The organism is Burkholderia sp. HI2761, assembly GCF_002223355.1.
GTDB lineage: Bacteria > Pseudomonadota > Gammaproteobacteria > Burkholderiales > Burkholderiaceae > Burkholderia.
On the sequence record NZ_NKFN01000004.1, the window covers coordinates 1196473 to 1218033 of the forward strand.

General features: G+C 67.3%; 21 protein-coding genes. 16 read left to right on the forward strand and 5 right to left on the reverse strand.

The features are described from left to right. Positions 1–64: 64 nt before the first annotated feature. From mnmH to CFB46_RS12405, 3 genes are all read left to right on the forward strand, one after another. A complete protein-coding gene (gene mnmH / locus CFB46_RS12395) occupies positions 65–1195 on the forward strand; it encodes a tRNA 2-selenouridine(34) synthase MnmH (protein WP_089500123.1) in 1131 nt (376 codons plus the stop codon). Further along, positions 1192–2250 (forward strand): permease, encoded by a 1059-nt coding sequence (locus tag CFB46_RS12400; RefSeq protein WP_027784373.1) that lies wholly within the window; start codon positions 1192–1194, stop codon positions 2248–2250. The genes mnmH and CFB46_RS12400 overlap by 4 nt, the downstream gene beginning before the upstream one ends. A gap of 101 nt (positions 2251–2351) precedes the next feature. Further along, positions 2352–2774, forward strand: a complete 423-nt coding sequence (locus CFB46_RS12405; protein WP_027784374.1) for a hypothetical protein — start codon at positions 2352–2354, stop codon at positions 2772–2774. Between the two features lie 44 nt (positions 2775–2818). Here the strand turns inward: CFB46_RS12405 and CFB46_RS12410 are convergent, their stop codons facing one another. Together CFB46_RS12410 and nodI are read right to left on the reverse strand one after the other, a co-directional pair. Continuing rightward, positions 2819–3652, reverse strand: coding sequence for an ABC transporter permease (locus tag CFB46_RS12410; RefSeq protein WP_089500124.1), 834 nt, complete (start codon positions 3650–3652; stop codon positions 2819–2821). A 6-nt stretch (positions 3653–3658) separates the two neighbouring features. Further along, positions 3659–4573: a nodulation factor ABC transporter ATP-binding protein NodI gene (gene nodI / locus CFB46_RS12415; RefSeq protein ID WP_089500125.1), complete on the reverse strand. Its 915-nt coding sequence runs from the start codon at positions 4571–4573 to the stop codon at positions 3659–3661. 329 nt (positions 4574–4902) lie between these two features. Between nodI and CFB46_RS12420 the strand changes: the two genes are divergently transcribed. Further along, entirely contained in the window at positions 4903–5400 is a 498-nt protein-coding gene (locus CFB46_RS12420) for a universal stress protein (protein WP_027784377.1), read from the forward strand. A gap of 84 nt (positions 5401–5484) precedes the next feature. Here the strand turns inward: CFB46_RS12420 and CFB46_RS12425 are convergent, their stop codons facing one another. From CFB46_RS12425 to lexA, 3 genes are read right to left on the reverse strand one after another with little or no spacing between them, the layout of a single operon-like run. Then, positions 5485–6207 (reverse strand): DUF2939 domain-containing protein, encoded by a 723-nt coding sequence (locus CFB46_RS12425; protein ID WP_089500126.1) that lies wholly within the window; start codon positions 6205–6207, stop codon positions 5485–5487. Between the two features lie 29 nt (positions 6208–6236). Then, a complete protein-coding gene (locus CFB46_RS12430) occupies positions 6237–6572 on the reverse strand; it encodes a hypothetical protein (RefSeq protein WP_006476078.1) in 336 nt (111 codons plus the stop codon). A gap of 25 nt (positions 6573–6597) precedes the next feature. After that, on the reverse strand, positions 6598–7245 hold the full coding sequence (gene lexA / locus CFB46_RS12435; protein WP_089500127.1) for a transcriptional repressor LexA: 648 nt from the start codon (positions 7243–7245) through the stop codon (positions 6598–6600). 264 nt (positions 7246–7509) lie between these two features. Here lexA and CFB46_RS12445 point away from each other — a divergent pair, with 264 nt between their 5' ends. The 12 genes from CFB46_RS12445 (at position 7510) to CFB46_RS12500 (ending at position 21087) form a co-directional block, all read left to right on the forward strand. After that, the gene (locus CFB46_RS12445; protein ID WP_027784380.1) at positions 7510–8547 is read left to right on the forward strand and encodes a sulfate ABC transporter substrate-binding protein; all 1038 of its coding nucleotides are present in this window, start codon (positions 7510–7512) and stop codon (positions 8545–8547) included. Between the two features lie 131 nt (positions 8548–8678). Beyond that, entirely contained in the window at positions 8679–9581 is a 903-nt protein-coding gene (cysT, locus tag CFB46_RS12450; RefSeq protein ID WP_027784381.1) for a sulfate ABC transporter permease subunit CysT, read from the forward strand. Continuing rightward, positions 9578–10513, forward strand: a complete 936-nt coding sequence (gene cysW / locus CFB46_RS12455) for a sulfate ABC transporter permease subunit CysW (RefSeq protein WP_089500128.1) — start codon at positions 9578–9580, stop codon at positions 10511–10513. Before cysT ends, cysW begins: the two co-directional genes overlap by 4 nt. Before the next feature lie 13 nt (positions 10514–10526). Further along, a complete protein-coding gene (locus tag CFB46_RS12460; RefSeq protein WP_012328435.1) occupies positions 10527–11585 on the forward strand; it encodes a sulfate/molybdate ABC transporter ATP-binding protein in 1059 nt (352 codons plus the stop codon). A 75-nt stretch (positions 11586–11660) separates the two neighbouring features. Beyond that, positions 11661–12587 carry a CysB family HTH-type transcriptional regulator gene (locus CFB46_RS12465; RefSeq protein ID WP_089500129.1) on the forward strand — a complete coding sequence of 309 codons (927 nt, stop codon included), beginning with the start codon at positions 11661–11663 and terminating at the stop codon, positions 12585–12587. 184 nt (positions 12588–12771) lie between these two features. After that, a complete protein-coding gene (locus CFB46_RS36390; RefSeq protein ID WP_227789495.1) occupies positions 12772–13113 on the forward strand; it encodes a hypothetical protein in 342 nt (113 codons plus the stop codon). Positions 13114–13320: 207 nt separating this feature from the next. Then, on the forward strand, positions 13321–14271 hold the full coding sequence (locus tag CFB46_RS12475; protein ID WP_089500130.1) for a sugar ABC transporter substrate-binding protein: 951 nt from the start codon (positions 13321–13323) through the stop codon (positions 14269–14271). A 145-nt stretch (positions 14272–14416) separates the two neighbouring features. Then, positions 14417–16030 carry a sugar ABC transporter ATP-binding protein gene (locus CFB46_RS12480; RefSeq protein ID WP_089500131.1) on the forward strand — a complete coding sequence of 538 codons (1614 nt, stop codon included), beginning with the start codon at positions 14417–14419 and terminating at the stop codon, positions 16028–16030. Then, a complete protein-coding gene (locus CFB46_RS12485) occupies positions 16027–17046 on the forward strand; it encodes an ABC transporter permease (RefSeq protein ID WP_027784387.1) in 1020 nt (339 codons plus the stop codon). The genes CFB46_RS12480 and CFB46_RS12485 overlap by 4 nt, the downstream gene beginning before the upstream one ends. A 35-nt stretch (positions 17047–17081) precedes the next feature. Next, complete coding sequence (locus tag CFB46_RS12490; protein ID WP_089500132.1) at positions 17082–18113, forward strand: LacI family DNA-binding transcriptional regulator; 1032 nt, start codon at positions 17082–17084, stop codon at positions 18111–18113. Continuing rightward, positions 18110–19039: a ribokinase gene (gene rbsK, locus CFB46_RS12495; protein ID WP_089500133.1), complete on the forward strand. Its 930-nt coding sequence runs from the start codon at positions 18110–18112 to the stop codon at positions 19037–19039. Before CFB46_RS12490 ends, rbsK begins: the two co-directional genes overlap by 4 nt. A 278-nt stretch (positions 19040–19317) precedes the next feature. Then, entirely contained in the window at positions 19318–21087 is a 1770-nt protein-coding gene (locus CFB46_RS12500) for a methyl-accepting chemotaxis protein (RefSeq protein ID WP_089500414.1), read from the forward strand. Positions 21088–21561 lie beyond the last annotated feature (474 nt).

Genomic DNA, 21561 nt, shown 5'->3' on the forward strand with positions numbered 1-21561 from the left:
CGTCAATCCGCCTTTCCATGCCCATGCGGCTCTTCGAGCCGCATCGCCCCTGTTCGACGCCAAATTGAAGAACCTGATTGTCACCCTCGATCGCGCTGGCGAGTTCGACGAGATCATCGACGTGCGCACGCCGCTCGAGTTCGCCGAGGACCATATTCCCGGCGCGCTGAACGCGCCCGTGCTCAGCAACGAAGAGCGCGTGCTCGTCGGCACGATGTACCGGCAAGTGTCGCCGTACGAGGCGACGCGCGTCGGCGCGGCGATCGTCGCGCGCAACATCGCGCGCCATCTCGACACGACGTTCGCCGACCGGCCGCGCAACTGGCGGCCGCTGATCTACTGCTGGCGCGGCGGCAAGCGCTCGGGCTCGATGACGACCTGGTTCAACCTGATCGGCTGGAAGGCTCGCCAGCTCGACGGCGGCTACAAGGCGTACCGCCAGTCGGTGTGCGCGACGCTCGACTCGCTGCCGACGCGCTTTCGTTACATCGCGCTCGTCGGCCATACGGGCTGCGGCAAGACCCGCCTGCTGAATGCATTGCACGACGTGGGCGCGCAGACGCTCGATCTCGAAGCGCTCGCCTGTCATCGCGGCTCGCTGCTCGGCGCGCTGCCGGGTAAGCCGCAGCCGGCGCAAAAAGGGTTCGATTCGGGGCTCGTCGAGACGCTTGGGCGTTTCGACCCCGAATGGCCGGTATTCGTCGAGTCGGAAAGCCGCCGGATCGGGCTCGTGCAGTTGCCGATCGCGCTGATCGAAGCGTTTCACGCGGGGCCGTGGGTGCAGGTCGAAGCGGCCCACGACGAGCGGATCGCGTTCCTGCTCGACGATTACGCGCACCTGTTCGACGAACCGGACGCGTTCAAGGCGCAGCTTCATCGGCTGATCGGCCTGCACAGCCGCGAAGAGGTGACGCGCTGGAAGGGGCTGATCGATACCGGCGCGCGGGCCGATTTGTTCGCCGAACTGATCGACAAGCATTACGATCCCGCCTATGCGCGCACTTACCGCGCGACGTACAACAAGCCGAACCGGGCGCTGACGTTCACGTTCCGGCCCAACGCAGCCGACGTGCGCGATCAGGCGCGCACGCTGCTGGCCGAGCTCGCGCAAGCCGGATTGCCCGCGTCGGCCGCGCTTGCCGCCGGCGCGACAACCGCAACCGACAAAGACCAATCGACGACCACCGCACGATGACGACCACACGTACCCAACCCACTCCGGCGCTCGGCTGGATGACCTTCCTGCTGATCGCGATCGCGGGCCTGTTCTATGTGAAATGGTTCCCGTACTACAACAAGGCGTTCGTTGCCGCAGAGCACCATTCGATCGGCCAGTCGATCCTGATGGGCACGTCCGCGGCCGCGCCCGAACCGTCGCTGAAGGCGGCGCTCGACTACGCGTGGGCATACGGCAAGGCGATCTGGCAGGCGATGGTGCTCGGCCTGCTGCTCGGCTCGGCCGTGCAGGCGCTGTTGCCCGCGCACTGGGTGGCGCGCGTGCTCGGCCGCACGGGATTCGGCAGCGTCGCCGCGGGCGGGCTGCTGTCGCTGCCCGGGATGATGTGCACGTGCTGCGCGGCGCCGGTCGTGGCGGGCTTGCGTGCGCGCCATGCGTCGCCCGGCGGCGCGGTCGCGTTCTGGCTCGGCAATACGGTGCTGAACCCGGCGGCGCTGGTGTTCATGGGCTTCGTGCTCGGCTGGCACTGGAGCGCGCTGCGCCTCGTGCTCGGCATCGCGATGGTGTTCGGGATCGGCTATCTGCTGAACCGCATCGCGCGTCCCGAAGACCGCAGTATCGACGATGCGCAGCTCGCCGCGCTGGCGGCCGAACAGGCCGCGGCCGGCAATCCGTTCGTCCGCTGGGTGAAGCTGCTCGCGCGCATGGCCGTGCGGCTCGTGCCCGAATACATCGTGCTCGTGCTGCTGCTCGGCGCCGCGCGCGCGTGGCTGTTCCCGCATATCGGCCCGGACATCGGCAATCATCTCGGCTGGATCGTCGCGTTCGCGGTCGCGGGCATGCTGTTCGTGATCCCGACGGCCGGCGAGGTGCCGATCATCCAGGCGATGCTGTCGCTCGGCATGGGCGTCGGTCCGGCCGCTGCGCTGCTGATGACGCTGCCGCCGATCAGCGTGCCGTCGCTCGCGATGCTCGCGCGTTCGTTCAAGCCTTACATGCTGGCGATCGTCGCGACGCTCGTCGTCGTGTTCGGGATCGCGAGCGGCTTGCTCGCGATCGCGTTCGGGTTCTGACGCATGCAAACGGCGCACCCGGCGCGCGCCATCGTCGTATTCATCCGGCGCCGCCGCTTCACGTGTGCGGCGCCTTTTACAAGAAGCAAACAGGAAAACGCATGACCCAACCGAAGATCCATCCTCGACTCGAAAAGGCGCTGACGCGCGGCGATCTCGCGATCCGCCAGGCCAATTCCGCGCGGGCGACTGCCGTGCTGCATGCACTCGGCACGATGATCATCGAGGCCTCCGCAACGATCGGTGTCGAGGCGAGCATCGACATTCCGCAAGGCGATCGCATTTACGATCCCGTCAACGGCCTGTGGCCGCAGAAGATGCTGGTGTCGTTCGACGGCCCGGTGGACGAAGCCGACAAGGAAGAGCTGCGCACGGTCTATCTGCTGGCCGACGATCCGGGCACGCAGTTCCGCGTCGAATGGCATCGCGCGGACGGCAAGCTCGGCCGCCAGGAAGGCGGCCCGCTCGCGACCGTCGCGTTCCTGACCGACGTCGAAATTCCGTGGAGCGACGACGACGAGTAACGTCGTCGCATGAAGCCGGTGCCCGGTGCCCGGCGCGCCGGCCGTCAGCGCATCATCCGCCGCCGGAACAGCCATGCGGACAGCAGGAACCCGCCGACCGCATAGCCGGCGAGCACCGCGACGTGCAGCGCGATGTCGGCCGCCGGCCGGCCGAGCATCGCAGGGCGGATCAGCTCGACCGCGTTCGCGAGCGGCAGCGCCTGCGCCGCGTGCTGCGCGAGCGGCGGCAACTGCGTGATCGGGAAGAACACGCCCGACAGCAGCAGCATCGGCGTCAGCACGAGCGTCTGATAGAACATGAAGAAATCGTAGGACGGTGCGAGTGCCGTGACGATCATCGCGATGCTGGCAAACGCGAGGCCGGCCAGCGCGATCACGGGCAGCACCGCGAGCATCGACGGAAAACGCGCGTAGCCGAGCCCTCCCGCGACGAGCATGATCGCGCCTCCCGACAGCATCGCCTTGCTGGCCGCCCAGACGATCTCGCCGAGCACGATGTCGCCGAGTGCGAGCGGCGTATGCATGATCGCTTCCCACGTGCGCTGCACGTGCATCCGCGAGAAACCCGAATACATCGATTCGAAGCTCGCGGACATCATCACGCTCGAGCCGACCGTGCCGGCCGCGAGGAACGCGATATACGACACGCCGTCGACATGGCCGAGCATCAGGCCGAGCCCGAAACCCAGCCCGAACAGATAGATCATCGGATCGGCGAGATTGCCGAACATCGACGCGAGCGCGAGCTTGCGCCACACGAGATAGTTGCGCCGCCAGACGGCGATCCAGTTGCTGGCGTTCGCCGGCATCGCTATCGCGAAGCGCGATTCGCGCGGCGGGGCCGATCGGGTGGTGGCGGAATAGTTGCGGATGTCCATGGTCGATCAATCCTGCATCTCGCGGCCCGTGAGCCGCAGGAACACATCCTCCAGATTGGCCGGGCGATGCAGATAGCGCAACCCCGTCCGGCCCTTGAGTCGTGCGCTGATCGGTTCGGGGTCGGTCACATAGCAGAATAGCGTTTCGCCGCTGATCTCGGTGTGCTTCGCGAATGCCGACAACTCGTCGCGCAGCGCGGTCGGATCCGGCCCGTAGATCTCGATCACGTCGCAACCGATCTCCGATTCGATCAGTGCGTGCGGCGCGCCTTCGGCGATCTTGCGGCCTTCCTCGATCACGCACAGCCGATCGCACAGGCGCTCGGCTTCTTCCATGAAATGCGTGGTGATCAGGATCGTCTTGCCGCGCGCGAGCAGCGAGCGCAGCCGCTCCCACATCAGATGCCGCGCCTGAGGATCGAGGCCCGTCGTCGGCTCGTCGAGCACCAGCACATCGGGATCGTTGACGAGCGCGCGGGCGAGCGTGAGGCGGCGCTTCATGCCGCCCGACAGCTCGCCGACTTTCGCATCGGCCTTGTTCTCGAGCTTTGCGAATTCGAGCAGCGGCGGCACGAGCGCGCGTGCGGCCTGCGCCGACATCCCGAAATAGCGGCTGAACACGAGCAGGTTTTCCCGGACCGTGAAGTCGGGGTCGAGGTTGTCGAACTGCGGGACGACGCCGACCCGCCGGCGTGCATGTCGCGCACGCGATGGAACCGGTTCTCCGCACAGCGAAATGGTGCCTGCATCGGGGTGCGCGAGGCCGAGCAGCATCTTCAGCGTCGTGGTCTTGCCGGCGCCATTCGGGCCGAGCAGGCCATAGCATTCGCCGGCTTTCACGTTGAAGGACAGACCGTTGACGACGAGCTTGTCGCCATAGTGCTTTTCGACGTTGCGGAAATCGATCGGTGCGACGGACATGGGCGGGTTGTCGTTGTAAGCGGGCCGTTCTGCTGCCGGTGCGTGGCGGGTTGGCGAACGGATCGCGCGAATGCGTGTCACACGGGCATGGCCGAAGCATACGACGCCGGCGCGAGGTGGCCCGCTGGAGGTGGAACGGGCCATTCTAGTGCATCGGCTGCATCGCTTCAGCGCATGCCTGCACGGTGCGATGCAAGTGCGCACCGATCGTGCGCCGCACCATCGCGCACGCGCCGCGCGGGGCGAATCAGCGTTTTCCATCCCTTGCGTCCTGAATTGCGGCGCACCATGATGAATGCGTAGGCTCGTTGTCGCGATAGGGAGGCTCCATGGCTAGCTACAACAAGATTTTGCTGTGTTACGACGGCACGCTCGAAGGGCGCAAGGCGCTGCGTTGCGGCGCCAATCTCGCAATGGACCTGAAGGCCGAAACGCATTTGCTGTCGGTCGTCGACATGCGTTCGAGCATTGCGCAAAGCGCCGGTTTGCTGACCGATGTGGCGTGCGGCCGCTTCGAGGAAACCGCGCGCGAAATCCTGCAGGAAGGCGTGAACTGGCTGCGCGAGCGCGGCGTCCAGGCCGAAGGCCATTTCGCGTTCGGCTATCCGATCGACGAAATCGCGAATCTCGCGTCGGAGCTGAAGGTCGATCTCGTCGTCGTCGGCCACCGGTGCCGCAGCGGATTGTCGAGATGGTGGATGGGGTCGGGCAACACGCAACTGCTCGATCGCGTGAACTGCAGCATTCTGGTGGCGTGTTCGTCGGCGGAAGAGCAGAAGGCCGAAATCGCGCGCGAGCGTGAAGCGGCCATGGCGAACGGCAAATGATCTAAAGGCTGGATGGCCGCCTGACCGGCGATGCATGCCGGCCAGGCGTCGCACTGCCCGGCAGGGCGCGCGTCGAGCGCGGCCCTATGCGTGCAGGTCGATTCCGGACAATTTCCACGAGAACAGCCCGAAGCGGTGGAAGATCGCCGCATAGCGCGTGCCGTCGGCGCTGCGCTGATACGTCACGACGAATTCATCGATATTTCGGTAGCCCGCGCTGGTTTGCTGCTGGGGCGGCGCTTGCGTGGCTTCGTTCGGGCTGGCCGGTGCGGCGGACGCGGGGGCCGGCGACGAAGCCGCCGAAGCGGCCGTGTTTCCGCTCGGTACGCTGGCACTTGCCGGCGCCGCCGGATTGGCGGGCGGTGCGACAGGCGTGCTGCCGGGTGCATTGCCTGCGGACGGCTGATTTGACAACTCAGGCGGACGCTCGCCCGGATTGCCGCGTGGCGGCAATCCGCTCATCAGCGCGGCGACGCCTTCCGGGGTCGCATACGCATCGACCAGCGGGCCGATCAGGGCGGACCCGATCAGCGCGCCAATTACCGCGAACGGATTGTTTTTCTTCACTGCGTCGATCCGGCGCATCAACTCTTCCGTGACCTGCTGCTTCAGACTGACGCGCAGCGACGGAAAGTCGACATACTCACTGATCGCCTGCGCATCACGCGCATCGATCGCCGATTTCAGGCGACCGAGCGCGACGTACGGCGACGCATACGCATAGCCGAGCGTCGCAATGACGGCGACGATCAGCACGGCGATCAATAGGGGCTTGAGTCGCCGTGCGCGGCGCGACGATCCAGTCACGTTGCCTCCGGTGCGGGAATGTTCCCCAATCAGAGACCGCCCGGCGTGGCCGATCGTTCCTCTGCGATGCAGCGATCGATCATCCGGCACACGGCATCGATCGTGCCCACCATGATCAGGCGCGACCGGCCGTGATAGACGCGCACCGGCGCGCGGCGCGCGGGTTCCGCGTGATTCAGACCGGCGTTCAGCGATACCCGTGCGAACGCGGGGAGGGCTGACGGCAGCAGGGAAGCCTGCCGTTCGACTGCGACTTCTTCTTGCACTGGCGCCGCCGCGGACAGCGGTGCGCAGGGCGTGCGGCCGCGCAGATGACGCAGGCGACCGAATTGACGGAAAGGCAGCAGGCGGGCAAGGCGTTCCATGATGTTCTCCTAGCGAGACGGAATGTCAGAGTTCGCCCGAGCGGATCAGCCCGACGGCGATGCCTTCCAGCGCGAAATCCGCGCTGCCGGCCTTGACGAAGATGTTTTCGTAATCCGGGTTCTCCGCGATCAGCTCCAGGCCGCCGGGCCGGCGCATCAGGCGCTTGACCGTGACGTCGTCGCCGAGACGCGCGACGATGATCTGGCCGTCCTTCGCTTCCGTGCGTTTCTGCACGGCGAGAAGATCGCCGTCGAGAATGCCGGCGTCGCGCATCGACAGGCCGCGCACCTTCAGCAGATAGTCGGGCTTGCTGGTGAACAGCGCGGGATCGCACGCGTAATGATGCGAGATGTGCTCCTGCGCAAGGATCGGGCTACCGGCCGCGACGCGGCCGACGAGCGGCAGCGACAGTTGCATCAGGCCGGCGTGCGGCAGCGTGAACTGGTGCGGGGCGTCGTCGAGGCCGAGCAGCCGGATGCCGCGTGATGCGCCGGCGGCCAACTCGATCACGCCCTTGCGCGCCAGCGCGCGCAGGTGCTCCTCGGCCGCATTCGGCGAGCTGAAGCCCAGTTCGGCCGCGATCTCGGCGCGGGTGGGCGGGTATCCGGAGCGCTCGATCGCGCGACGGATCAAGTCGAACACTTGCTGCTGACGGGCGGTGAGTTTGGTCATGGCTTAACTGTATGGATAGACAGTGAGCTGTATTTTTATACAGTACTTGGTGAATTTCAAGTGTTACTTGAGGTTCGACGCGATCGCGCCGGTTCCGGCGTGATTTCGCGACGCCCGGACGCCGGTTCGTCCGTCGCAACCGTCCGTCCCGTATGCGTTAGCACTTTTGAGTATTAAAAAATGAGGAACGATTATTTTTAATCATGTAAGCCGTTCGCTAGACTGGCCCGACATCGCAATACCGACAACACTGGAGAACCAAGGATGGCGAAGCGCAATACGGGGCTGGTGGGCGGAGTGGGCCGCCTGATCGCAACACTCGCGCTGGGCGCGGCGGCGGCGCTGGGCGTCGCGACGCATGCGCAGGCCGATACGACCTTCCTGAACGTGTCGTACGACCCGACGCGCGAGCTGTATCAGGATTTCAACCAGGCGTTCGGCAAGGAGTGGAAGGCGAAGACGGGCGAAACCGTCAACTTCAAGCAGTCGCACGGCGGTTCGGGCGCGCAGGCGCGCTCGGTGCTCGACGGCCTGCAGGCCGACGTCGTCACGCTGGCGCTGGCGTACGACATCGACGCGCTCGCGAACAAGGGGCTCGTGAACAAGGATTGGCAGAAGCGCCTGCCCGACAACGCGTCGCCGTACACGTCGACGATCGTGTTCCTCGTGCGCAAGGGCAATCCGAAGGGGATCAAGGACTGGGACGACCTGACCAGGCCGGGCATCTCGATCGTCACGCCGAACCCGAAGACTTCGGGCGGCGCGCGCTGGAACTACCTGGCCGCATGGGCATACGCGCAGCACAAGCCGGGCGGCAACGAGCAGACGGCGAAGGAATTCGTCACGAAGCTCTACAAGAACGCAGGCGTGCTCGATTCGGGCGCGCGGGGCGCGACGACGAGCTTCGTGCAGCGCGGGATCGGCGACGTGCTGATCGCCTGGGAAAACGAGGCGTTCCTGTCGGTCAAGGAATTCGGTACCGACAAGTTCGAGATCGTGGTGCCGTCGGTGAGCATCCTGGCCGAGCCGCCCGTCGCGGTGGTCGACAAGGTGGTCGACAAGAAGGGCACGCGCAAGCTGGCCGAGGCCTACCTGAACTTCCTGTATAGCCCGCAGGGCCAGGAAATCGCAGCGCGCAACTACTACCGGCCGCGTTCGAAAAGCGTGCCGGCGGAGCTGACCAAGCAGTTCCCGAAGCTGAAGCTGTACACGGTCGACGACACGTTCGGCGGCTGGACGAATGCGCAGAAGACGCATTTCGCGGACGGCGGCGTGTTCGATTCGATCTACAAGCCGCAGTAACGCCATAACGACATAACGACAAGCGGCGTGCCACGACAGCGCGCCGCATCCCCGACGGGGCGCCGGCGCGATTCACTGCGCCGGCGTTTGCGTCGGGCCCGTGAGCAGCATCGACCCAGCAAGAGCATCCGATGACGACGTACACCTTTCGCAAGCCGAGCGCGCTGCCCGGTTTCGGCGTGACACTCGGCATCACGGTGGCTTATTTGAGCCTCGTGGTGCTGATTCCGCTCGCCGCCACCTTTCTGAAGACCGCGACGCTGTCGTGGGACCAGTTCGTCACCGCCGTCACGTCGCCGCGCGTGCTCGCGTCGTACCGGCTGACGTTCTCGGCCGCGCTCGGCGGCGCGCTGATCAATGCCGTGTTCGGCTTCCTCGTCGCGTGGGTGCTGGTGCGCTACACGTTTCCGTTCAAGCGTCTCGTCGATGCGATCGTCGATCTGCCGTTCGCGTTGCCGACGTCGGTGGCCGGCATCTCGCTCGCGGCCGTCTACGCGACCAACGGCTGGGTCGGCCAGTACCTGGCGCCGCTCGGCATCAAGATCGCGTTCACGCCGGCCGGCGTGCTGGTCGCGCTGACCTTCATCGGGCTGCCGTTCGTCGTGCGCACCGTGCAGCCGGTGCTCGAGGATTTCGAGCGCGAGCAGGAAGAAGCCGCCGCGTGCCTCGGCGCGTCGCGCTGGCTGACGTTCCGACGCGTCGTGCTGCCGGCCGTGCTGCCGGCATTGCTCACCGGTTTCGCGCTCGCGTTCGCGCGCGCGCTCGGCGAATACGGATCGGTGATCTTCATCGCCGGCAACGTGCCGATGAAATCCGAGATTACGTCGCTGCTGATCATCACGAAGCTCGAGCAGTACGACTACGCGGGCGCGACCGCGCTGGCGGTCGTGATGCTGGTCGTGTCGTTCCTGATGCTGCTGCTGATCAACACGCTGCAGTGGTATCTGCAGCGCAGGACGAGCAAGGGCGCGAGCGGTCCGGCGCCCGCCGCCGTCAACGTCGTCAACGCCGTCGCGGCAGGAGGCCAGCAATGAGCCAGGAGGCCACCGTCGTGCTGAAAACCCCGTCGCCGGCCGCGCGCGTCGCGAAGCGGCTCGACCCCGTCAGCGAGTCGCGCGTCGTGCGCTGGCTGCTCACGGGCATCGCGCTGGCGTTCCTCGCGTTCTTCCTCGTCGTGCCGCTCGCCGCGGTGTTCGTCGAGGCGCTGCGCAAGGGCGTCGGCTTCTATCTCGAATCGCTGGCCGATCCCGATGCGTGGTCGGCGATCAAGCTGACGCTGACCGTCGCCGTGATCGCGGTGCCGCTGAATCTCGTGTTCGGCGTGTGCGCATCGTGGGCGATCGCGAAGTTCGAATTCCGCGGCAAGGCGCTGCTGACGACGCTGATCGACCTGCCGTTCTCGGTGTCGCCGGTGATCTCGGGCCTCGTGTACGTGCTGCTGTTCGGCGCGCAGGGCTGGTTCGGGCCGTGGCTGCAGGATCACGACGTGCAGATCATCTTCGCGGTGCCGGGCATCGTGCTCGCGACGATCTTCGTCACGTTCCCGTTCGTCGCGCGCGAGCTGATTCCGCTGATGCAGGCGCAAGGCACCGACGAGGAAGAGGCCGCGCGCGTGCTCGGCGCGTCGGGCTGGCAGATCTTCCGCCGCGTGACGCTGCCGAACGTGAGGTGGGGCCTGCTCTACGGCGTGATCCTGTGCAATGCGCGCGCGATGGGCGAGTTCGGCGCGGTGTCGGTCGTGTCGGGCCACATCCGCGGCGTGACCGACACGATGCCGCTGCACGTGGAGATTCTGTACAACGAATACAACTTCGCGGCGGCGTTCGCGGTGGCGTCGGTGCTGGCGCTGCTCGCGCTCGTCACGCTCGCGCTGAAGCTGCTCGCCGAGCGTCATCTCGCGGCCGAACTGGCCGACGCCGTTCCCGCACATGCCGGCCCGGTCGGCACCGTTTCGTCGAAATCGTAAAGAGGCCACCAGAATGGGTATCACCGTCCGTAACCTTCAGAAGCGCTTCGGCGATTTCACGGCGCTCGACAACGTGTCGCTCGACTTTCCGCCCGGCGAACTGGTCGCGCTGCTCGGGCCGTCCGGCTGCGGCAAGACCACGCTGCTGCGCGTGATCGCGGGCCTCGAGCACGCGGACGCCGGCCAGGTCGTGCTGCAGGGGCTCGACGTCGCGTCGGTCGGCGCGCGCGACCGCCAGGTCGGCTTCGTGTTCCAGCACTACGCGCTGTTTCGCCACATGACGGTGTTCGAGAACGTCGCGTTCGGCCTGCGCGTGAAGCCGCGCCGCGAGCGGCCGTCGGAAGCCGCGATTCGCGAGAAGGTGCATGAGCTGCTCAAGCTCGTGCAGCTCGACTGGCTCGCGCAGCGTTACCCGTCCGAGCTGTCGGGCGGCCAGCGCCAGCGCATCGCGCTCGCCCGCGCGCTCGCGGTCGAGCCGAAGGTGCTGCTGCTCGACGAACCGTTCGGCGCGCTCGACGCGAAGGTCCGCAAGGAGCTGCGCGGCTGGCTGCGTCGCCTGCACGACGACCTGCACATCTCGACGATCTTCGTCACGCACGACCAGGAAGAGGCGCTCGAAGTGGCCGATCGCATCGTCGTGCTGAACCGAGGCCACGTCGAGCAGGTCGGCAGCCCGCAGGACGTCTACGATCATCCGCAAAGCGCGTTCGTGTACGAGTTCCTGGGTGCGGCGAACCGGCTGCCGGGCACGGTTGCCGGGCGCGGTTTCGTCGCCGAGGGTGCGGCTGCGCCGATCGAGGTCGATGCCGATTTCGCGGGCCCCGCGAACGCGTATGTGCGGCCGCACGATCTGCAGCTGTGGCCGGCGGGCGAAGGGCACCGCGACGGCATCGCGGTGGACGTGCGGCGCGTGATTCCGCTCGGCGGTTCGGTGCGCGTGGAGCTCGAGGCGCGCGCGGGCGGCGCGCTCGAGGCGGAACTCGACCGCGATGCATGGCGGGCGCTTTCGCTGCAGGTCGGCGACGGCGCGACGGCCGTGCCGCGCGCCGTGCGGGTGTTTCCCGCGCGTTGACGAGACAATGCAGGGCAGAGGGCGGGATTCGCTCCGATTCGACAATCAAACAACGACAGCCTAAGAGGCATACCCATGAATTTTCAGCAATTGCGGTTCGTGCGCGAAGCGGTGCGCCAGAACATGAACCTGACGGAAGTCGCGAACGTGCTGTACACGTCGCAGTCGGGCGTGTCGAAGCAGATCAAGGATCTGGAGGATGAGCTGGGCGTCGACATCTTCATTCGGCGCGGCAAGCGGCTGACGGGGCTCACGGAGCCCGGCAAGGCGGTGCATCAGCTGATCGAGCGGATGCTGCTCGATGCCGAGAACCTGCGCCGCGTCGCGCGCCAGTTCGCCGATCAGGACAGCGGCCACCTCGTCGTCGCGACGACGCACACGCAGGCGCGCTACGCGCTGCCGAAGGTGATCCGGCAGTTCACCGACGTGTTCCCGAAGGTGCATCTCGCGCTGCGCCAGGGCAGCCCGCAGCAGATCGCGCAAATGATCCTGAACGGCGAGGCCGATCTCGGCATCTCGACCGAGGCGCTCGACCGCTATCCGGACATCGTCACGTTCCCGTGCTATTCGTGGCACCACACGGTCGTCGTGCCGAAGGGCCACCCGCTCGTCGGCCGCGAGAACCTGACGCTCGAGGAGATTGCCGAGTACCCGATCATCACGTACGACCAGGACTTCACGGGGCGCTCGCACATCGACCAGGCGTTCGCGCAGGCGGGCGCCGTGCCCGACGTCGTGCTGACCGCGATCGACGCGGACGTGATCAAGACCTACGTCGAGCTCGGAATGGGGATCGGCGTGGTCGCGGCGATGGCCTACGATCCGCAGCGCGACACGGGGCTCGTCGCGCTCGATACGCAGCACCTGTTCGAGGCGAGCACGACGCGGGTCGGGTTGCGCAAGGGCGCGTTCCTGCGTGCGTATGCGTACCGGCTGATCGAAATGTTCGCGCCGCATCTGAACGAAGCGGAAATTGCCGGGCAGTTGCGCGAAGCCGTCTGACCCGCGCGTGTCGTGCGCCGTCCGGGCCGATGCCGCGGACGGCGCGACATGCATCATGCGCAGGCTGCCGTACCTCGTACCGGGCGGCGGCGGGGGATTGCCGCCGTCGGTCGCGTCTGGAGCCTCAGCCGAGGCTTCCGATCAGGTGGGTCGCGTCAGGCGACGACCATCGACACGCGTTTCCGTGTCAACAGAAAAACAAGAACGATCCGCAACGCCGAGTCTCGGCGCGGAACGCAAGATCGGCAGCCATTCTCATTCGCGAAGCAGCGCCGGACGCATCGCCGGTTCCGTCACGGTCGACCCCATATCGGGACGGTGGACGCCGGCGATCCGCGTGCCGATCGCGTTGTTCGCGCCGAACCGCTTCATCATCGGGCCGCCGGCGCGCGAAGCGCTTCGGCAGGCCGCCGCCGGCATCCCGAGTGTCGTATTTGCGCATCGTGAAGCGCGCTCGCGCGCTCCGAATAAACCCTTAAATATTGATCAGACAGGTTGCGCGCCGAAGCGAATCGGTACAGCATAGCCTTCACTCCGCCGGCGTCCCCGCCGGCGGCGGCGCGTCAACGACAGCACGCGCCAGGCAGTCGGCCGTCTGCCTCGCTTCCATTCCGTGGTACCGACAGCAGCATCGATGGCCATTGCCCGGGTAGTGTGGCGCAAACGTTTGCTCACATTAAAACAACAACCAAACAACAATCCGGCCCTTCGGGCCAGTCGCCAGGAGATGTGTATGAATGTCCGCTTTCGCCGTCGCTTCCTGACCGCCGCGCTCGCCGCCGTCGCGGTGGCCGCCGCACCGGCTGTCCACGCGCAATCCGCCGCCAAGCCGAAGGTCGCGCTCGTGATGAAGTCGCTCGCCAACGAGTTTTTCCTGACCATGGAAACGGGCGCGAAGGAATACCAGAAACACAACGCGAGCCAGTTCGACCTGATCACGAACGGTATCAAGGACGAGACCGACACCGCGAACCAGATCCGCATCGTCGAGCAGATGATCGTCTCGAAGGTCGATGCGATCGTGCTCGCGCCGGCCGATTCGAAGGCGCTCGTGCCGGTCGTGAAGAAAGCCGTCGACGCCGGCATCGTCGTCGTGAACATCGACAACCGGCTCGATCCCGATGTGCTGAAGTCGAAGAACCTGAACGTGCCGTTCGTCGGCCCGGACAACCGCAAGGGCGCGCGCAAGATCGGCGATTACCTCGCGAAGCGGCTGAAGGCGGGCGACCAGGTCGGCATCGTCGAAGGCGTGTCGACGACCACCAACGCGCAGCAGCGCACGGCCGGCTTCGAGGACGCGATGAAGGCGGGCGGGATGAAGGTCGTGTCGGTGCAGTCGGGCGAATGGGAAATCGACAAGGGCAATGCGGTGGCCGCCGCGATGCTCAACGAATACCCGAACCTGAAGGCGCTGCTGTGCGGCAACGACAACATGGCGATCGGCGCCGTGTCGGCCGTGCGCGCGGCCGGCAAGCAGGGCAAGGTGCTCGTGGTCGGCTACGACAACATCAACGCGATCAAGCCGATGCTGAAGGACGGCCGCGTGCTCGCGACCGCCGACCAGTACGCGGCGAAGCAGGCCGTGTTCGGCATCGACACGGCGCTCAAGGCGATCGCCGAGCATCGCAAGCAGGCCGACATGTCCGGCGTGGTCGAGACGCCGGTGGATCTCGTGACGAAGTAACGCCGCACCGGTCCGGCCGCCGCCCTCAAGAATCCGGCGCGGCGGCCGTTATCCGGTGTGAGCGCGATCACGGCCACTGCATGCACATGCACTTGTGAGCGTCACCCCCGCGCGCCGCGTGCGCGCGGCCGCAACCAGGATCGCGATGGAACCGACCTTCCAACCCTCCCGTTCAGCCCACCCCGTGCTGTCCGTATCCGGCATCGGCAAGACCTATGCCGAACCCGTGCTCGCCGACGTCACGCTGACCCTCGACGCGGGCCAGGCGCTCGCGCTGACGGGCGAGAACGGCGCCGGCAAGAGCACGCTGTCGAAGATCATCGGTGGGCTCGTCGACCCTACCACCGGCACGATGCAGCTCGGCGGCCAGGCCTATGCGCCGGCGAGCCGCACGCAGGCCGAGGCGCTGGGCGTACGCATGGTGATGCAGGAGCTGAACCTGCTGCCGACGCTGAGCGTCGCCGAAAACCTGTTCCTGAACCGCCTGCCGCGGCGCTTCGGAATCATCGATCGCGCGCGGCTGCGCGACGACGCGCGCGCGGCGATGGCGCAGGTCGGGCTCGACGCGGTCGATCCGGATACGCCGGTCGGCGCGCTCGGCATCGGCCACCAGCAGATGGTCGAGATCGCGCGCAACCTGATCGGTGACTGCCGCGTGCTGATTCTCGACGAGCCGACCGCGATGCTGACCGCGCGCGAAGTCGAGCTGCTGTTCGAGCAGATCGACCGGCTGAAGGCGCGTGGCGTCGCGATCGTCTATATCTCGCACCGGCTCGAGGAGCTCGCACGCGTCGCCGAGCGCGTCGCGGTGTTGCGCGACGGCCGGCTCGTGCATGCGGGCGACATGGCGGCGACGACGTCCGACGGGCTCGTCACGCTGATGGTCGGGCGCGAGATCGGCGAACACATCGATCTCGGCGAGCGCCGTTTCGGCGCGCCGCGGCTCGCCGTATCGGGCCTCACGCGCGGGACGGCCGTGCGCGACGTCTCGCTCGAGGTGCGCGCGGGCGAGATCTTCGGCATCTCGGGGCTGATCGGCGCGGGGCGCACCGAGCTGCTGCGGCTGATCTACGGCGCCGATACGCCGGATGCCGGGGCGATCTCGGTGGGTCAGCCGCTGAAGCCGGCGCGGATCGCGTCGCCGGCCGATGCGGTGAAGCTGGGCATCGCGCTGATCACCGAGGATCGCAAGGGCGAAGGGTTGCTGCTGTCGCAGCCGATCGCCGCGAACGTGTCGCTCGGCCAGCTCGACCGGCTCGCGCGCGGCGGCATCGTCGATTCGGCGCGCGAAACGGCGCTCGCCGAGCAGCAGATCGATGCGCTGCGGATCCGCACGCACGGGGCGACGCAGCCGGTCGGCGAGCTGTCGGGCGGCAACCAGCAGAAGGTCGTGATCGGCCGCTGGCTCGCGCGTGACATGGGCGTGCTGCTGTTCGACGAGCCGACGCGCGGGATCGACGTCGGCGCCAAATTCGAGATCTACACTTTGATGGGCGCGCTCGCGCGCGAAGGCCGCGCGCTCGTGGTCGTATCGAGCGACCTGCGCGAGCTGATGCTGATTTGCGACCGGATCGGCGTGATGTCGGCCGGGCGCATGACGGCCGTGTTCGAGCGCGGCAACTGGACCCAGGATGCGCTGCTGGCCGCGGCGTTCGCCGGCTTCGGCCGCGAGACGCCGGCGGCGGCCATGCAGCATCCGGACGCGGGGCAGGCGCGCGGCGCCGCTCCGGGCACTTCGACGACAGGACGACAGGAATGACCCAGCCACCCGTATCCCCGACCGACGCAGGCGCGCAGCAGGACGTGACGGGGCGCCGCGCGCGCACGCTGTCCGGCACGCGGCTCGGCCTGTCGAACTATCTCGGGCTCGCCGGCGCGCTGGCCGCGATGATCGCGCTGTTCTCGGTGCTGAGTTCGCATTTCCTGACCTACGACACGTTCAGCACGATCGCGAACCAGATTCCCGATCTCGTCGTGATGTCGGTCGGGATGACCTTCGTGCTGATCATCGCCGGGATCGATCTGTCGGTCGGCTCGGTGCTCGCGCTCGCCGCGTCGATGGTCAGCGTCGCCGCGCTGAAATGGCAGTGGGGGCCGCTGCCGGCCGCGCTGATCGGGATCGCGGTCGCGACCGCGACGGGCGCGTTGACCGGCGCGGTCACGGTCGGCTGGCGGATTCCGTCGTTCATCGTGTCGCTCGGCGTGCTGGAGGCCGCGCGCGGCCTCGCGTACCAGCTGACGAATTCGCGCACCGCGTATATCGGCGACGCATTCGATTTCCTGTCGAACCCGATCGCGCTCGGCATCTCGCCGGCATTCCTGATCGCGGTCGCGGTGATGATCGCGGCCCAGTTCGTGCTCACGCGCACGGTGTTCGGGCGCTATCTGATCGGCATCGGCACGAACGAGGAAGCGGTGCGACTTGCAGGGGTTAACCCGCGGCCGTATAAAATTCTCGTATTCGCACTGATGGGCGCGCTCGCGGGGCTCGCGTCGCTGTTCCAGATTTCGCGGCTCGAGGCGGCCGATCCGAACGCGGGCGCGGGCCTCGAACTGCAGGTCATCGCCGCCGTCGTGATCGGCGGCACGAGCCTGATGGGCGGGCGCGGCTCGGTGATCAGCACGTTCTTCGGCGTGTTGATCATCTCCGTGCTGGCCGCGGGGCTGGCGCAGATCGGGGCGAACGAGCCGACGAAACGGATCATCACGGGCGCGGTGATCGTGGTGGCGGTCGTGCTCGATACGTATCGCAGCCGGCGTACGCGCGTGCGGTAACAAGACACACAGAACAGACCAGAGAGAAACGGGAAATGGCGACGATCAAGGATGTGGCGGCCATGGCGGGCGTGTCGTTTACGACCGTCTCGCACGTGGTGAACAATTCGCGGCCGGTGTCCGCGGATGTGCGTGCGAAGGTCGAGGGCGCGATCCGCGAGCTGAATTACGTGCCGTCGGCCGTGGCGCGCTCGCTGAAGGCACGTTCGACGGCGACCATCGGCCTCGTCGTGCCGAACAGCACGAATCCGTACTTCGCGGAGCTTGCGCGCGGCATCGAGGATCAGTGCGCGGCCAACGGCTATTGCGTGTTCTTCTGCAATTCAGACGACGATCCCGTGAAGCAGCGCAACTACCTGCGCGTGCTGCAGGAAAAGCGCATCGACGGGCTGATCGTCGCGTCGGCGGGCGAGGACGCGGTGCTCGCGCAGACGCTCGCCGATATCCACGCGCCGCTCGTCGTCGTCGACCGCAACATCGAGGGGCTCGCGGCCGATCTCGTACAGATCGACCACGAGCGCGGCGCGTACCTGGCGACGCGCCATCTGCTCGAACTCGGACACGCGAAGATCGGCTGCATCACCGGGCCGACCGACACCGCCGTCAGCGCGATGCGCGTGCACGGCTTCATCCGCGCGATGGCCGAGCGCGGGGTCGACATCGTGCCGGGCGCGATCGCCGAAAGCGATTTTTCGTGCCTGGGCGGCTATCACGCGGCGTCGCGGCTGTTCGAATCGGTGCGGCCGAGCGCGATCTTCGCGGGCAACGACCTGATGGGTGTCGGCGCGCTGCGCGCGGCGGCCGAGCGCGGGATGCGCGTGCCCGACGACTGCTCGATCATCGGATTCGACGACATCGAATTTTCCCGCTACACGTATCCGGCGCTGTCGACGGTCGGCCAGTCGGTGCGCGCGCTCGGCGAAATGGCCGCGCAGACGCTGATCGAACGGATCGGCGGCGGTTCGACCGCCGTGCCGAGCCGTCGCCGCGTCGTGTCGCCGCGCCTCGTGCTGCGCGAATCGACGGCGGTCTACCGCGAGCCGGCCACGCCGGGCGCTCGCGCATGACGGCGAGCGCAACGGGCGCCGGCCGCGTGACGGTGGTCGGCAGCCTCAACATGGATCTCGTCGTACGGGCGCCGCGACTGCCGCTGCCGGGCGAAACGCTTGCCGGGCATGCATTCGCGCAGGCAGCGGGCGGCAAGGGCGGCAACCAGGCCGTCGCCGCCGCCCGGCTCGGCGCGCAGGTCGCGATGATCGGCTGCGTCGGCGCGGATGCGCACGGCGCGGCCCTGCGCGCGGGCCTCGAGGCCGAGGGAATCGACTGCAGGGGGCTCGCGACGAGCGCGTCGGCGTCGACCGGCGTCGCGCTGATCGTCGTCGACGATGCGAGCCAGAACGCGATCGTGATCGTCGCGGGCGGCAACGGCGAAGTCACGACCGACACGATCGCCCGGCACGAGGCCGCGCTCGCGGCGGCCGACGTGCTGATCTGCCAGCTCGAGACGCCGCCGGACGCGGTGTTCGCGGCATTGTCGGCCGGGCGCCGGCTCGGCCGCACGGTGGTGCTCAATCCGGCCCCGGCCGTCGCGCCGCTGCCGGATGGCTGGCTGCCGCTCGTCGATTACCTGATCCCGAACGAAGTCGAGGCGGCCGCGCTGACCGGTCTGCCGGTGCGCGACCCGGCGCAGGCCGAAGCCGCCGCGCGGGCGCTCCAGGCCGGCGGCGCGCGCAACGTGCTGGTCACGCTCGGCGCGCGCGGCGTGCTCGCGCTGACGGCCGACGGCACCGCGCGACACTACCCGGCGCCGGTCGTGCAGGCCGTCGACACGACGGCGGCCGGCGACACCTTCATCGGCGGTTTTTCCGCACGGCTCGCGGCCGGCGCGGACGTCGACACGGCCATCCGCTTCGCGCAACGCGCGGCGGCGCTGTCGGTCACGCGCGCCGGCGCGCAACCGTCGATCCCGACCCGCGCCGAACTGGCCGACTAGGGCCGGATCACCGGTTTCCGATTCCGCCACACGGCCCGCCCGTCGCACGAGACGGTCGGGGCTGCGGCTCGCCGTGCGTCGGCGGCCGTCTCTTGTTCTCCGTCCCGACCCGAATTGCGTCAATTATTCAGCGATTTGTAATAAACAGACAAATAATTCGAAATAATGACGTAAAAACCATCAAGTTATGCGCCGCACGGTCGTAAATGCACCAAGTGAAGCAATGCTTCGAGCCAACGGGCCGGGCCCGTTCATGACGACGCAATACAGGATGGATGATGGTGTTCAGGAACCTGACGATTCGTGCGCGCATCGGTTTGACGATGGCGTTTCTGGCGGTACTGCTGGGTGTCACCGGCGTGCTCGGTCTGTACGGGATGACGCGTTCGAACGATTCGACGCGCGAGATTTTCACGAACCAGATGCCGAGCGCGGTCGACGTGTCGGTCGCGGAAATGTTCGCCGCGCGCGAACGCCTCGCGCTCGACCGCGCGGCGCTGCTGGCCGGCACGCCCGACGCGGCGGTCGCCGTCGAGCGCAGCCGCACGATGCGCACGCAGTCCGACGCGTGGTGGCAGAAGTATCTCGCGCTGCCGCGCGGCGCCGATGAGGATCGGCTCGCCCAGGACGTCGCCGCCCGGCGCAAGGTGCTGCAGGACACCTGCGACGCGTTCGCGAGCGCGATCGGCACGGGCGATCACGACCGGATCGGCGACGGCGCAAAGCAGCTTCAAGTGCGCTACAACGAGCTGGCCGTGGCCGGCGAAGCGCTGCGCAACTTCCAGTTCACCGATGCGCAGGCGAGCTTCAATCGCGCGGAATCGATGTTCGACACGTTACGCGTGCTGTCGATCGTCGTGCTGCTGGCCGGCGTTGCCGCCGCGGTGCTGTCGTGGCTGACGCTGAGCCGCGCGATCGGCCGCCCGATTACCGATGCGCTGTCACATTTCGACGCGATCGCCGCGGGCGACCTGCGCCGGCCGATCGTCGTTGACCGGCGTGACGAGATGGGTCGGTTGCTGGAAGGCCTCGCGAGGATGCAGCGCGGGCTCGTCGACACGGTGCGCACCGTGCGCGGCGGCAGCGAGTCGATCGCGACCGCGGCCCGCCAGATCGCGGCCGGCAACATCGACCTGTCGTCGCGTACCGAGGAACAGGCCGCCGCGCTGCAGGAAACCGCGTCGAGCATGGAGCAGCTGACCGGCACCGTGAAGCAGAATGCGGACAATGCGCGTCAGGCAAGCTCGCTGGCCGCGAATGCGTCCGACATTGCAAACAAGGGGAATACGGTGGTGGGCCAGGTGGTCGGCACGATGGGCGAAATCAACGACAGCTCGGCGAAAATCGCGGACATCATCGCGATCATCGAGGGAATCGCGTTCCAGACCAACATTCTTGCGCTGAATGCGGCCGTCGAAGCCGCGCGGGCGGGCGAGGAAGGCCGCGGCTTCGCGGTCGTCGCCGGCGAAGTGCGCAGCCTCGCGCAGCGTTCGTCGAGTGCGGCGAAGGAAATCAAGGCGCTGATCGACGCGTCGGTGGAGCGGATCCGGACCGGCTCGACGCTGGTCGACGAAGCCGGGCGCACGATGAACGACGTGATCGGCGCGGTCCAGCGCGTGACGGACATCATGGGCGAGATCGCGGCGGCGTCCGAGGAGCAGAGCGGCGGGATCGACCAGGTGGCGCGCGCGGTCGCGCAGATGGACGAGGTCACGCAGCAGAATGCGGCGCTCGTCGAGGAAGCTGCGGCCGCCGCGCAGTCGCTCGAGGAACAGGCGGCCCGCCTGCGCGAAACGGCGGCGGTATTCCAGCTCGACGACGAAGCGGCGCCCGCGGGCACCGCCGTTGCGGTGGCGCGGCACACGCCGCGTGCGCCTTCCGCGCCGGCGGCTGCGCCGGTACAGACTGCCGCGCGCATCGAACGCGATGCCGCGCCGAAACGCGCGGCCGCCGCGATGCCGGCGCGCAAGCCTGCCGCCGCATCGGCTGCGTCCGCGCCCGCGCCGGCTGCCGCGACCGCCGGCGGCGACGACTGGGAGACGTTCTGATCCGCGCGCGCCGCGTATCTATCCCCATTTGGTGACGAACGACGCCCGCGATCCGCGGGCGTCGTCGTTTCTGCGACAGCCGAATGTGACAGCACGGACGATCGATCGGGCATCGGCACGTGGATCGCGCATCGCACGTCACGCGTCGCGCATCGACGGATTCGCGCGGATGCGCTGCGTGCGCGTCATGTTCCCGCGTTCGTCGTACGGGTATGTCCGTAAGGGACTGCGAAAAAAATTTGTAACGGTGCGCGCGGCGTGTCATCGCACGCGGCCGCTCGAACGTATAGGGATGAAGGGGGGAAGTGGCGACGTCGGAGGCGTCCAACGCACGAGCCGTTTCGATGTTCGACGAGACGCGGCGGATGCAGTTTCTGCGGCTCGGGAGGTCAATTGTAAAACGACGAAATGCGTTGTCCAAGCGGTGTTGTCGAGAATGACGAACTTCATACGAAGAGTTCGTGAAAAAAAATA